The sequence below is a fragment of the Clostridium paraputrificum AGR2156 genome, from assembly GCF_000424025.1.
Lineage (GTDB): Bacteria > Bacillota > Clostridia > Clostridiales > Clostridiaceae > Clostridium > Clostridium paraputrificum.
Genome location: NZ_KE384122.1, coordinates 55,375 through 69,737 on the forward strand (window position 1 = coordinate 55,375; position 14,363 = coordinate 69,737).

Consider the following 14,363-nt stretch of genomic DNA (forward strand, 5'->3'; position numbering starts at 1 on the left):
AATATAAAAACAATGATTGATAATTAACAAACAAAAAACTAATTATTTTAGGGGGAAGAAGATGAAAAAAGGACAAGTTTTTATTGGGCTGGGTGTATTAGCAGCAGTTACTGCATTTGGTGCAATACAGTATAAGGAAAATAGTAAATTAGCTTTATTCTTATTAACAGGTTTATTACTAGGTTACGTTTTACAAAGAAGTAGATTCGGATTCGCCGGTGGAATTAGAAAGATTGCTATGACTGGTGATGGAAAATTATCAAAGGCATTATTATTCTTATTTGCTATAACAACAATAGGAGCTGCTGGTATACATTATGGTGCATTTTCTAAAGGTGCAGAAGCAGCATTTAGAGCAGCTGAGGGAGTTGCAACAATTCCTGGTACAGGAAGTGTATCTGCAATTAACTTAGCATTCATAATTGGTGGTTTACTATTTGGTATTGGTATGATTATAGGTGGAGGATGTGCATCTGGTACATTATCTGATACAGGTGAAGGTTCTGGAAGAGGTATGATAGTATTGTTCTTCTTCTGTATAGGTGGTATGCTTGGAACATGGCATTTACCAAAGTTAAAGAAGACTTTCCTTTTTGAAAATGGATATACACTTTATTTACCAGATAAGTTTGGATACATAGGAGCAGTAGTTGTTTCATTACTTTTATTAACTGTATTATATGCAATTGTTAGAATTTATGAAAATAAGAGAAAAAATGCTGGAACTCAAGTTTTAGAAGTGGTTCCAGATGATGAAAGACCAATGGAAGAAGCTAAAGAATATAGGTTCTTCAGTAAAGAAACTTATCACAAATTCTTTGTAGAAAGATGGTCATTCTATGTTTCTGCAGTATTAATTGGAATATTATTCTTATTCATAATAAATACAACAGGATCAAGTTGGGGAGCATCCGGTCCTTACACTCATTGGGGAGTTGCGTTATTTAGTAAATTAGGAATTGAATTCTCTGCTATTGATGGATTTGCAGGAAGTGTTAAGGTTGTTAATGGTGGAATATTAAATGATCCAGTTTCAGTTAGAAATATAGGTATTATACTAGGAGCATTAATCTGCATGCTATTAGCTGGAAAGTGGAAGTTCTATGTAAACTTTAAAGCTAAAGATACAGTATTCTATGCTTTAGCAGGTATCTTAATGGGATATGGAGCTAAATTAGCAGGTGGATGTAACGTTGGAGCATTATTCTCAGGTATTGCTAACATGTCATTATCAGGATGGGTATTTCTTGTTATGTTAGTAATTGGAGGATTAATAGGTATACAAATAGTTAAGAAGTTTGATATACCAGCTTAATATTTAAATTAATAAGGCAGAGCAAGGAAACTTGTTCCTGCCTTTTAGTGCTATAGAACATAAGATAATTCAGTGTTGGAGGAAGAGTAAGTGAAGAAAAGTCTTGGGAAATTTGATATTTTTGCAATTGTACTTGGAGCAATTATTGGATGGGGGTCCTTTATGCTGCCTGGAACAAAGTTTTTAAAAGAGGCTGGAGTAATTAATACAGCTTTAGGGCTTATTCTAGGAGCCATTTGTATAATATTAATTGAAAAAAATTATGCTGTTATGATAAATTCTCAAGATGAAGAGGGAGGAGAATTTTCTTACACATATAATAATATGGGAAAGAAGCATGGTTTTATAGTAGGATGGTTTTTAATATTAGCTTATCTTAGTATGATTCCGTTAAATGCTACTGCATTTCCGTTGGTAGTCAAAAAGCTAATAGGTCCGGTATTTGAAGTGGGGTATTTATACACTATTGCTGGATATGATGTATATTTAGGCGAAATTATATTATCTACATTTATTATTTGTTTATTTGCTTATGTAAATATAAAAGGTATAAGTGGAACTAGTAAAATTCAAAATATAATAATATTGGCATTGATATCGAGTGTTTCTATAGTATTTATTGGAATGGTATTCGAAGGGAATAAGACAGCTTTTATGAATAACTATATCTCGAATTATAAATTCGATTTAGGTGGAATAGCCAAGGTATTTTCAATAACACCCTTTGCTTTTATAGGATTTGATGCTATACCACAACTATCAAAAGAATTTAAGTTTTCTAAAAAGAAAGCTTCATTTGTAGCTATAGTATCATTGTTAATTGGAACATTAATATATAATCTTTTAAATATTATTACAGCATTAGCTTTTTCACCCTCGGAAGCAGTTGCATTAGATTGGGCAGCTGGAAGTGCTGTTATACAAGTTCTAGGTAAGTGGGCTTTCCTCTTACTTATAATAGCTTTATGTGCAGCAGTATGGAGTGGAATAAATGGATTTATGATTTGTAGTTCTAAGCTTTTAGGATCTATTGCTAAGTATGGATTAGTTCCTTCTTCTATAGGAAATGTAAATAATAGAGGGGTGTTTAATAACTCTATTATATTTGTAAGTATTATTAGTTTAATAGCTCCTTGGTTTGGTAGAGAGGTAATAATATGGATAGTAGATATGTCATCTTTAGGGGCTGCTATTGCATATTTTTATGTATCATATATTTCAATTAAAAAAGTTAAAACTAAAGGTAGTAAATTGATAGGGTGTATTGGGGTGTTAATTAGTATTTTGTTTATGATACTTTTATTAGTACCAATATCTCCAGCTGCCCTAGAAATTGAGCCTATAGTTGCCTTAATAATGTGGTCTTGCTTAGGTATTATATTTTATAGAGTAAAAATAGGAAAAAAGAATATATAAATTTAAATTATTACAATTATGTATCAAATTAGAGTTAAATTGATACATGATTGTAATTTTTTTTAAACTATATATTAAACTTTATTATATATACTAAGTTAGTGAGATAACTAATAAGATATGTGGGTGAGGAAAATGATAAAAAAGTACAAAAGAGAGGTCATATTATGTACAATTTTTGTATTGTTAATTGGTAGGTTTGTAAAAAGTTCATATGTATCCAGTAGAGAATATGTAAGTAGTGAATTAGAGCATGGAGTACATATGTTAAAAGAATTAGAGGTGAAGGATGTTTCAAAGATACAAACAAAAATTGATAATATGCATAGAGAAGAGGCAGTAAAAAAGAGAAGAGAAGAAATTAGAAAAATGGTAGTAGAGAAGAAAATAGACTATAAAATTATTTTTAAAGGAGATATTTTTTGGGGAGATTCTATTGTTGAAGCATTATCAGAATATGAATATTTAAATAATTATTCAGTAGTAGCGAAGAAGGGGAAAGATGTTTTAAAATCTAGAGAAGATATAAATACCATAATAAAATTGTCACCAGAAAGATTATTTATTCTTTTGGGAATGAATGATTTATTAGTTTTTGAAGACTTAAGTTTATTTATTGATAATTATAAAGTACTTATTGATAAAGTAAAAGAAGGAAGTCCTAATACAAAAATATATATAAATTCTATCTTGCCTGTAACGGACAAGGTTAGTTCTATAACTCCTTTGTATAAAAAAGAGAGAATTATAGAAGCGAATAAAAGATTAAATGAGCTAGCTATTAATGAAGGAGCTACATTCGTTGATATAAGATACATAATTGAAGAAAATAAAATGTTGTATGAACCAGATGGAATTCATGTAAAAAGCTCATTTTATCCAAAGTGGCTTAATGAATTGATCAAATATAACTTAGAAGGTGAATAAATTGAGGAAGTTGTCTTTTCTTATGATTTTATTAGCTATGTTTACTATGAGTGGATGTACTAAGAGTTATAAGAATATTACCACAGATGAAATATCTAATAATATTTTACATGAAGATGAAAATTTACAAAAGTCAGATAAAAAGATGTTGAAAAGACTTTATGGCTTAAATAGTAGTGATTATGAGGAAGTTTCATTATATATTTCTAAATCTACAATGGAAGTTAATGAAGTGTTGATTGTAAAAGTAAAGGATAAAAATCAAATAGAATCCATAGAGTGTGCAATGGAACAAAGAGTTAGTAATCAATTAAATAATTTTGGTGGATATGCTCCAGAGCAGACAAAAATCATAGAAGATTATGAATTAATAGCAAGAGGTAAATTTGTATTTTTATGTATTGGAGAAAATGCAGAAAATAATAAACAAATATTTATAGAAAGTATAAAAGTGTAGAAAGAGGGGACAAGATGGTATTTAGTAGTATTATTTTTATGTTTACATTTTTGCCTATTATCCTAGTTACATATTATCTGTCTCCTAGAAAATTAAGAAACTTTATTTTATTATTAGGAAGTTTAGTTTTTTATGCATGGGGAGAACCAATATATATAATTTTAATGATATTAACAATAATTATTAATTATGTTTTAGCTTTATTAATTAAAAATCAAAAAGGGAGAAGAAAAAAGATTATATTTGTATTAACTTTAGCTCTTAATGTTGGGATGCTTGGATTCTTCAAGTATTATGATTTTATAGTAGGAAATATAAATAGTATTTTTTCTTTAAATATACAATATAACAATCTATCATTACCTATTGGTATATCCTTTTATACATTTCAAACTATATCATACATAGTAGATGTTTATTTGAATAAAGTAGAAGTTCAGAAAAACATAATATCATTTGCTACATATATTTCAATGTTTCCTCAGTTAGTAGCAGGTCCTATAGTAAAATATACTGATATAAATGGTAAGCTTGAAAAAAGAAAAGAATCAATAGATGAATTTGGATATGGGGTTGAGAGATTCATTGCAGGACTTGGGAAAAAAGTTCTGTTAGCCAATAATATAGGATATTTATGGAGCGTAATTAGTGTACTGGATATTAATAATATTTCTGTAGCTACATCATGGATAGGTATAGCTGCGTATACATTTCAAATATATTTTGATTTTAGTGGTTATTCAGACATGGCCATTGGTTTGGGGCATATGTTTGGGTTTACATTTAAAGAGAATTTTAAATATCCATATATATCAAAAAGTGTTACTGAGTTTTGGAGAAGGTGGCATATATCATTAAGTACATGGTTTAAAGAATATGTATATATTCCCTTGGGAGGAAATAGAGAAGGAGTAAAAAAACAGTGTAGAAATTTAATGATAGTTTGGATATTGACTGGGTTATGGCATGGGGCAAGTTATAACTTTATTATTTGGGGAATGTACTATGGTGTAATTTTGATTATAGAAAAGTTCATTATAGGAAGATATATTAAAAACTTACCAACTATATTTAGAAGGATATATACACTTGTTATAGTTATGGTTGGATGGGTATTCTTTGGTATGAATACATTATATGAAGCTCTAAATTATTTAAAAGTTATGTTTTTTATATCAGGTAATGCAATAATTGATGATACAGCTTTATATTACTTAAGTACTAATATAATTTTATTCATTATATTAATAATGGCTTCAACACCAATTCCAGGATATATAGTAAAAAAGGTGAAGTCTTATAATTCGATAATATGCTATACAATGATAGGAGCTGTAAATGTGCTTATTCTTGTAATAGCTACTGCATATTTATTAAGCTCAACATACAATCCATTTATATATTTTAGATTTTAAATATGCTTGGAGTGAAATTAATGAGAAAGAAATATAGAAATGCCTTAGCTATAGTTTTTGTAATATTTATTTTTGGATTCTTTATTATTAATATATTTAATAAAGATATGGAGTTTTCTAACTTAGAAAATAGGTCATTGGCTAAAATGCCTACTTTTAAAATAGATAGACTAATTGAAGGTAGATATACAAAAAATTATGAGAAGTATAAAAACGATCAGTTTTTTATGAGAGATACATTTATAAAACTGAAGAGTGAGATTGATGTCTTATTAGGGAAAAAAGAGAATAATAATATATATTTGTGTTCAGATGGTTATTTAATTGAAAAATTCTTAGAACCTAATAAAGAAAGTTTAGAGAAGAACATTAGGGCTATAAATGAATTTTCCAACAAGCATTCAGAAATAAAAATAAATTTTATGATGATTCCTAATGCTATTAGTATATATAATGAAAAACTACCTAGATATGTATCTGAATCTAAGCAGGTAGAATATATAAATAACTTTTCTAATAAGTTAGATAGAAATATTTCATTTATAAACCCATACAACTACTTTATAGAAAATAAGGAAGAAGAAATTTTTTATAGAGCAGATCATCATTGGACTACTAAGGGAGCTTACTATGGATACCTAGCTCTTTGTGACAAGATGAACTTAAAGAAGAATGAGGAGAGTTATTACGATATCGAACTAGTATCAAATGATTTTAAAGGCACTTTATATTCACGTAGCTTGTTTGATATTAATAAAGAGGATGAGATAAAAGTATATATTCCTAAAAATGAAGATGATGAAGTTATAGTTAATCAGTTAGAAGAAAAGAAAGTAATTCCATCACTATATGATAGTTTAAAGCTTGGTACCAATGATAAATATGGAGTATTTCTTGGAGGCAATAAACCTATAATTAAAATTCAAACTACAGCTAAATATAATAAGAAATTACTTTTAATTAAAGATTCTTATGCAAATAGTATAGTTCAGTTTTTAACTCCTTATTTTGAAGAAATCGTAATGGTAGACCCAAGATATTATTATGGAGATATTGAAGAATTAATTAAAGAAGAGAAGTTCAGTGAAACTTTATTTTTATATAATGCAAATACCTTTTTTCAAGATAATTCATTATATGGAGTATTAGAAAATTATTAAAAAGTACAAATAGTATAAAAATACAAACGGAAAGTATGATTTTTGTTAAATCATACTTTTTTCATTTAGCATAACAGTACATAAAACATAACATAAATAGCAATTAAAATAGATTCAATAAGTTTATATAATAATACTATACAGAAAACAAATTTCTGTATGGGAGGTAATATTTTTGAAAAAGGTTAAAATTAGAAAAGCAAAAAAACAAGACGTAGACACGGTGGCTCACCTGATATACTATACAGAAGTGAAACCTCATGATGTATGAGGGGGAGAGTCTAAGCAGGAGTGCTTAGAAAATTTAAAAGAACTTATAAAAGATGAAGAATCAAGATATAGTTTAGATTATATTATGGTTGCAGAGGTGGATGAAAAAGTCCTAGGAGCAATAGTTTTAATACCTTATGATGAATTAGATAGATTAAGTTTAGAAACTGAGTTTAAGCAATTTAAAAGATTAGATGGTTTATTAGATAAATTATATTTTATCTTTAATGAGATTAAGTATATATTCTTAAGAGAATGTAGAAGAGGGGACCTTTATATAGCAAACATAGCTACTTCCAAAGAAGCTAGAGGCCTTGGTATTGGAAAGAAATTGATGAAATATGCAGAACAGGTTGCAAAGAAAGAAGAGTATGAAGGCATATCACTTTTAGCAAAGGATGAAAATGTAACTAAGTTCTACGAAAAGCTAGATTACAATAAAGTTTTTGATAAGGTTCTTTTTGGTGAGAGAATAATAAAAATGGTTAAATGTTTTTAAAAGAAAGTTGTACTTGCTATTAAAGCAAGTACAACTTTTTTGTTATAAAGGGATAAATCCCCTTTTTATATATTGAATAATAGGGGGATAAAAACATTTGGATTAAGTATACTTAAAACAATCAAAATTATCATAATATATTCCTACTTTGAAATGAGAAATATATATACAAAAGCAATAAGTAAAAAAATAAAAATAATATTTAAGGACATGCTTATTTGAACATAATTTAGAAAGTAAGCAATATAGTTAAGTAGTATTGCCAGTATTCCAATGAAAGAAAGAATTTTTGATGCTTTTTTTAAATCTAAGTTCATAGTTAAGCCCCCTTAAACATCGTATATTAATAAATAAATTTTAGTTTAGGAATTGTTAGAAAACAATGTTTTTAGTATAAAAGTATAAAAACAGAGCATAAAATTCTAGAAAAACTACATTTTAAACATTATTTGCAATAATTTGTAAAAGTAGTGAAAATTAAATATAATAGTGTTAGGGTGAGAGTATGAGAATTTTAATAGTAGAAGATGATGTTGTTCAGAGAAATAATTTAATAAAAATAGTAGAAAGTAGATTTAAAGATGTACAAGTTTTATATTCTGATTCTGTTAAAGAGAGTCTCTTTTTATTAAAAGAGAGAAAAATTGATTTATTCATGTTAGATATAAAACTTAAGGATGGATCTGGTATAGAGCTTGCAGAAAAAATCAGAAAAATTAAAGGATATGAGTTAACAGGAATTATATTTTTAACTACTGAAAAACAATTAATATTAGATGCCTTTAAAAAAACACATTGTTATGAATTCATTGTGAAGCCTTATGAAAGTAAGGATGTTGTAGATATAGTAAATCTCTTTAATGAAAATAAAAAAATGGATAATAAAAAAGTGGATGAATTTTTGCTCATTACTTTAGAAAATAAGGTGAAATATAAATTAAGAATTAAAGATATTATTTTTATAGAGTATTTATCAAGAAGATGTGTAATACATACAACAAAGGGTGTTCTTACTACAAGAGAATATACTTTAAATAAAATTAGTACTTTAATTAGTTGTGAAAATATAGTTCAAACCCATAAATCTTTCTTAGTTAATTGCACTTATATTCAAAAAATAGAAAAAGAGTATTATAAGCTTTGGAAAATTCATTTTGATAGAATAGATGATACAGCATTGTTATCGCTAAATTATAAGAATAATTTAATGGAATTATTAGGAGAGTATAATGTGGATTAATTTATTTATACAATGCATCTCTTTGGGGATTATTTATAATATAGTGTCTAAAAGAAAGAGTATTAGAGATTATATTGTAATAGTAATTATATCCTTGCTTTTTTCAACTATAGGTAGCAACATGAATATATGGATTTTTTTTATTAATTTTATGTATGGACTAGCTTTATCATTAATTAATAAGGAAAAAATTCTTGATAATCAAATAAAGCTATTTATGGCTTTTATAAGCTTAGCAGTTGCAGAGAGTATCTTAACAATAATGTATCAATTTTTAGAAATTAATATTACAGCTAGTAATATGATAATATCGCAAAGTATAATCAATACCTCAGTAATATTGATTATATATTCTTTTAACAAAAAAATGACTATTAATTTTATAGGTATAGTAAAGAAGAATATAAAAATATTTATTATGGTTATTTTACAGTGTTTTATGATTTTCTTTTTGTTTCAATATATAAATACAACAATATGGTTAAGTAGTATTGAAAAAGTGTTAATATTACTTTCTATATTAAGCTTTATTTTAGTGGGTATATTTTTAGCTGTTGATATATTTAGACAATTTAAGAAGACAGAAGAGGACAAATTGAAGTCAAGATATAACGAGGTTCTTGAAGAGTATTTTGAAAAAATGAGAGCAGATTCACATGAGTATAAAAATCATCTTAATGTTATATATGGTGTATTACAGGTTGGTGATTATGACCAAATAAAAGAACTAGTTAAGGGATATATCCAAAACATTTCAAATGAAGATCATCTAATAGAGTTATCAAAGATAAATAATCAATTAATACGAGCATTAATTTATAGTAAAATATCTTATGCAACTTCAATAGGAATCAATTTTAAATATTACATAAAAAGTAGTTTGAAAGATATAAGTATTTCTGATTCAGAACTTGTAATTATTATGTCAAACATTTTAAATAATGCTATAGAGGCAAGTTTTGAAAGTGATAATAAATATATAGAATTATCTTTGAGTAAAAAAAATAATAAATATAATATAGTAGTTAAAAATTCAGTTAATAATGATGATGTGATAAATGTTTCAGAAATGTTTAACTATGGATATTCTAACAAAGGAGATGAAAGGGGAGTCGGACTATATAATGTTAAGGCTATAGTTCACAATAATGGAGGAGAAATATTAGTAGAAGTTGATGAAAACATCTTTACTATGGAAATAAATATTTAAATTACATAAGGTATACATAATTAGTCTAGTTTGATATAATTCTAATATTAATTAGATGAATTTATATATCTATTATAAGAGGTGAAAAAGTGAGAGAACTTAAAGGTATAGAAGAAAGAATTTTAGATAGAGCATTATATCTTTTTGGAAAGAATGGGTCATCAAATGTTCCCATTAGAGCTATTTCGAAGGAAGCTGGAGTTAATGTAAGTGCTATAAATTATTATTTTGGTAGTAAGGATGAAATGGTGAAAAATGTACAGGCATTTTATATAGAGAATGTAGTTTCAGCTTATTCAGAACTTGATAATGAAGAACTTAGCGATGAAGAAAAGTTAATTCTATGTGCTAACGAAATAATGGAATATGCACTAAGATATCCAGGAATTTTTGTAATGCAAAAGGAAGCAGCAGCTTCATATGAATATGATGAGATTGCAAAAAAGATTATAGATGTTACAGAATCTATGAATAAAAAGTTAGATGAGATCTTAAAAAGAGTTGTTAAAGGGTCAAGGAATGAATTTTCATATATAAAAATGATATTTTTATCATCAATTATTTATCCAACTACCGATTTTAGTACAGCAGATTTAAATAATCAACTAATAACTAATAAAGAGGGACGAATTAAGTATATAAAATATATATTAAGTATATTAAGATAGAATAAGAAAATAAGCCAGGAATATATTTATCTTTTCATAAATATATTCCTGGCTTATTTTATGTTAGGAAAGTACAAAATTAAAACAAAATGTTTAAAACATATTGATTTAATTTTTGGAATGAAATATAATTGCATTAAGGAAAGATTGTTAATTAGTTAACCATGTTAATTTTGGGAGGTATATTATGTATTATAGTCATGTATTTAGTCCTATAAAGATAAGAGGATTAGAAATTAAAAATAGGGTGGTTTTCCCTGCTATGGGTACGAAGATGCTTAATGGAGACAGATATGTAACTGATCAACTTATTGATTACCATGTAGCTAGAGCAAAAGGTGGTAATGGTTTAAACTTTACAGAAGTTTGCTCTGTATATAGCAAATCATCACCAAAGAATTTTCTAGCAATATCTGATGATAAGTATATACCAGGAATGAAGAAGCTAGTTGATGCAATTCATGAAGCTGGAGGATTAGCTGGAGTGCAATTATGGTTAGGTGGATCAGCAGTACTATTTGGGGATCCAACTGCAATGGTTGTAGTACCTAGTGATTTTCAAGCAGCTCCTAATTATATAATACCTGGAGCAAGTATAGAAATAATTAAGGAAGCTGTTGAAGCTTTTGGAACAGCAGCAAAGAGAGCAGTAGAAGCAGGATTTGATACTATCGAATTTCATGCAGGACACAATTATACTCCACACTCATTCTTAAGTAAGGCATTTAATAAAAGAACAGATGAGTATGGTGGATCTTTAGAAAATCGTTCAAGATTTTTAGTAGAATGTATAGAAGCTATACGTAATAATATTCCAGAAAATATGCCTCTATTCATGAGAATAGATGCCTTTGATGATTATGTTGAAGATGGTTTAACGATTGAAGAGGTAATTCAGTTTTGTAAATTAGCTAAAAATGCAGGAGTTGATGTAGTTGATGTTTCAAGAGGAAATTTCTCAAGTGCAGCTATTAAATATGAAGTGCCACCAGTAGATTTACCAAGAGGCTTTAATGTTGATAATGCAACAAGAATAAAGAATGAGACAGGATTAGTTACAATTGCTGTAGGAAGAATAAATGATCCAGGGCAAGCTGATGAAATAATTAAAGGTTGTAAAGCAGACATGGTTGTAATGGGAAGAGCACAACTTGCAGATCCAGAGTTCTGTAATAAAGCTATGAGAGGGGAAGCAGATAGCATTATACGTTGTGTAGGTTGTAACCAAGGGTGTTATGATGGCTTTTCTGATAAAGATGTTCCCTTTATAACTTGTTTAAGAAATCCAGCATTAGGAAGAGAGAAGGAATATGAGTTAAGAAAAACGGAAACACCTAAAAAGGTATTAATTATTGGGGGAGGAGTTTCGGGTTTACAAGCAGCAACTACATTAAAGGAAAGAGGACATATTCCAGTAGTATGTGAAGCAAGTGATTCCTTAGGTGGACAATTTGTACTAGCTGGTGCTGCACCAAGAAAAGAAGAAATGAAGTTAGCAGCTATTCATATGGGAGAAGTATGTGAAAAGGCTGGAATTGAAATAAGGCTTTCTACAAAGGTAACTCCTGAAGTTATTAAAGACGTAAATCCAGATGAAGTTATAGTAGCGGTAGGATCTTCTCCAATGGAATTAAATATACCTGGTTCAAAATTAGCTAATGTTACAAATTCTCATGATGTATTAGCTGGTAAGGTTAAGGTAGATGGAGATGTTGTAGTAGTAGGTGGAGGATTAGTAGGCCTTGAGGTGGCTGAATATCTTTCAGGCAAAGTTGGAAAGATTACGGTTGTTGAAATGTTAAATGAGGTTGCTAAGGATTTAGGACAACTTCGTAAAATTTGCGTAATGGAGAATTTATATAAAGAAGGAATAACTACTATAACTAATGCTAAATGCGTAGAGATAAAAGATAAAGCAGTTGTTATTGATAAAGAAGGGACTTTAGAAGAAATTTCTTGTGATTCTGTGGTTGTTTCAATAGGCTCAAGAGCCCGTAACTACGATGAAATTTCAGTTTACTGTAGTAAGAATAATATACCTTGCCATACAATAGGTGATGCAGTTAAAGCTCGTAGAGCATTAAATTGTATTAAAGAAGCAGTAGATGTAGCTAGAGAAATATAGTGAAATTTTCAGTTGATTTTGTAATGTATAGAAACTCAAGTTTTGCGCTTGGGTTTCTTTTTATTTTATATATGATATAATATGCTATTAGAAAATACATGGATAAGGTGTGTAGTTATGGAAGATTTAAAAAAATCAATTGAAGAAATGATAAAAGAAGAATTAATTAAAGTAGTTATAAGCAATAAGCTTGATAAAGATGTTAAATATAATAAGATTACATTTCTGTTAAAGGAAAATAAAAAAGAAAAGTATTATCAAATAGAACAATATACAGATAAACAAGTATTTCACGAAAACATAAAATTTGATGAAATATATTCAAAACTTTTAGAGTGCATTGAAGGACAGTATAAGCAAGTTTCTGCATGGTCAAATGACACAACATTTGATATGAAGATATCTAAAAAAGGCAAGATATTCTTAGGTAAAAAGAAGGGTAGTAATGAAAAGTTAGCTAATAAAAGTCATAACAGAGAGAAAAATTATATCTTAAAGGAAGGTATGATAATTGAACCTCTTATAGACTTAGGGGTATTTACTAGAGAAGGAAAAGTAGTTAAGTCTAAGTATGATAAATATAAGCAAATAAATAGATTTGTAGAGATAATAGATGATGAAATAAAGAAAAATGATTATAAAGAGCTTACTATATTAGACTTTGGATGTGGAAAATCTTATTTAACTTTTGTACTTTATTATTACTTTGTAGAAATAAAGAAAATCAATGTAAAAATGATTGGATTAGATTTAAAGGAAGATGTAATTAAGAAGTGTAATGATATAGCTAAAAGGTACAAGTATGATAATTTACATTTTGAACTTGGAGATATAAATGGTTTTAAGTATAACAATAAGGTGGATATGGTTATAACATTACATGCGTGTGATACTGCAACGGATTATGCTTTGTATAATGCAATAAAATGGAATAGTAAGATGATATTCTCTGTTCCATGTTGCCAACATGAATTTAATAAACAAATGAAATCAGATGAGTTTTCTATATTAACTAAATATGGAATAATTCAAGAAAGAATGGCAGCTCTTATGACTGATTCTGTTAGAGCAAACCTTTTAGAAGCAATGGGATACAAAACACAGTTGTTAGAGTTTATTGATATAGCCCATTCTCCTAAAAATATATTAATTAGGGCATCTAAGAGTAAAATATCTCTTGATAAGAAGAAAGAGGCTTTAGATGAGATCAATAGATTAAATAAAGAATTTAATTTTAGTCCAACATTATATAAGTTGTTGGAAAATGACTTAAAAAACTTAAAATAATATCATAAATATTTACTATTATTATAGAAAATGTATACAGTAAAGTTATACATATTACGGGAGGGTAATAATGGTAAATATTAATAGTTGGAATAATTATGGGATTAAGAATACATTTTAATAGAATAACTATGTTTCAAGGAATAATAATGTTTGTAACCACAGCAGCAGGCGTTGGATTAACCTTAAAAGGGCTATTTGGAAGGAAAAGAAACTAATAGAAATTATTATAGGGCTATGGCAATAGGAAATTAATTTTTTCTATTGCCATAGTTCTTTTTGTACTTTAAAGAAAGTAGTGAGAGTGATAGTGTGAAAACTCCTAGATTCACTAGGAGTTTTCATTGACTTTCTAATTAGTGACTACTATAATA

Annotated in this window: 12 protein-coding genes; all 12 read left to right on the forward strand. The window is 27.7% G+C overall.

All coding sequences use genetic code 11. From position 1 onward, the window contains the following. Window positions 1–61 precede the first annotated feature (61 nt). The 12 genes from G594_RS0114850 (at window position 62) to G594_RS0114915 (ending at window position 13,989) form a co-directional block, all read left to right on the forward strand. The gene (locus G594_RS0114850; protein WP_027099279.1) at window positions 62–1,315 is read left to right on the forward strand and encodes a YeeE/YedE family protein; all 1,254 of its coding nucleotides are present in this window, start codon (window positions 62–64) and stop codon (window positions 1,313–1,315) included. A gap of 90 nt (window positions 1,316–1,405) precedes the next feature. Continuing rightward, window positions 1,406–2,731, forward strand: a complete 1,326-nt coding sequence (locus tag G594_RS0114855) for an APC family permease (RefSeq protein ID WP_027099280.1) — start codon at window positions 1,406–1,408, stop codon at window positions 2,729–2,731. Between the two features lie 135 nt (window positions 2,732–2,866). Continuing rightward, complete coding sequence (locus tag G594_RS19115; protein ID WP_051196039.1) at window positions 2,867–3,658, forward strand: GDSL-type esterase/lipase family protein; 792 nt, start codon at window positions 2,867–2,869, stop codon at window positions 3,656–3,658. Between the two features lie 22 nt (window positions 3,659–3,680). Continuing rightward, window positions 3,681–4,115 (forward strand): DUF4358 domain-containing protein, encoded by a 435-nt coding sequence (locus G594_RS0114865; RefSeq protein WP_070098179.1) that lies wholly within the window; start codon window positions 3,681–3,683, stop codon window positions 4,113–4,115. Window positions 4,116–4,153: 38 nt separating this feature from the next. Further along, window positions 4,154–5,530, forward strand: coding sequence for an MBOAT family O-acyltransferase (locus G594_RS0114870; protein WP_341349979.1), 1,377 nt, complete (start codon window positions 4,154–4,156; stop codon window positions 5,528–5,530). A gap of 20 nt (window positions 5,531–5,550) precedes the next feature. Then, the gene (locus G594_RS0114875) at window positions 5,551–6,690 is read left to right on the forward strand and encodes a DHHW family protein (RefSeq protein ID WP_027099283.1); all 1,140 of its coding nucleotides are present in this window, start codon (window positions 5,551–5,553) and stop codon (window positions 6,688–6,690) included. A 316-nt stretch (window positions 6,691–7,006) separates the two neighbouring features. Further along, window positions 7,007–7,459 (forward strand): GNAT family N-acetyltransferase, encoded by a 453-nt coding sequence (locus tag G594_RS0114885; protein WP_027099284.1) that lies wholly within the window; start codon window positions 7,007–7,009, stop codon window positions 7,457–7,459. A 505-nt stretch (window positions 7,460–7,964) separates the two neighbouring features. Continuing rightward, window positions 7,965–8,699 (forward strand): LytR/AlgR family response regulator transcription factor, encoded by a 735-nt coding sequence (locus G594_RS0114895; protein ID WP_027099285.1) that lies wholly within the window; start codon window positions 7,965–7,967, stop codon window positions 8,697–8,699. Next, window positions 8,689–9,909: a sensor histidine kinase gene (locus tag G594_RS0114900; RefSeq protein ID WP_027099286.1), complete on the forward strand. Its 1,221-nt coding sequence runs from the start codon at window positions 8,689–8,691 to the stop codon at window positions 9,907–9,909. Before G594_RS0114895 ends, G594_RS0114900 begins: the two co-directional genes overlap by 11 nt. An 89-nt stretch (window positions 9,910–9,998) precedes the next feature. Continuing rightward, entirely contained in the window at window positions 9,999–10,577 is a 579-nt protein-coding gene (locus G594_RS0114905; protein ID WP_027099287.1) for a TetR/AcrR family transcriptional regulator, read from the forward strand. 187 nt (window positions 10,578–10,764) lie between these two features. Beyond that, the gene (baiCD, locus tag G594_RS0114910; protein ID WP_027099288.1) at window positions 10,765–12,702 is read left to right on the forward strand and encodes a bile acid Fe-S flavoenzyme BaiCD; all 1,938 of its coding nucleotides are present in this window, start codon (window positions 10,765–10,767) and stop codon (window positions 12,700–12,702) included. Between the two features lie 117 nt (window positions 12,703–12,819). Then, window positions 12,820–13,989 (forward strand): class I SAM-dependent methyltransferase, encoded by a 1,170-nt coding sequence (locus G594_RS0114915; RefSeq protein WP_027099289.1) that lies wholly within the window; start codon window positions 12,820–12,822, stop codon window positions 13,987–13,989. The last annotated feature ends 374 nt before the right edge of the window (window positions 13,990–14,363 follow it).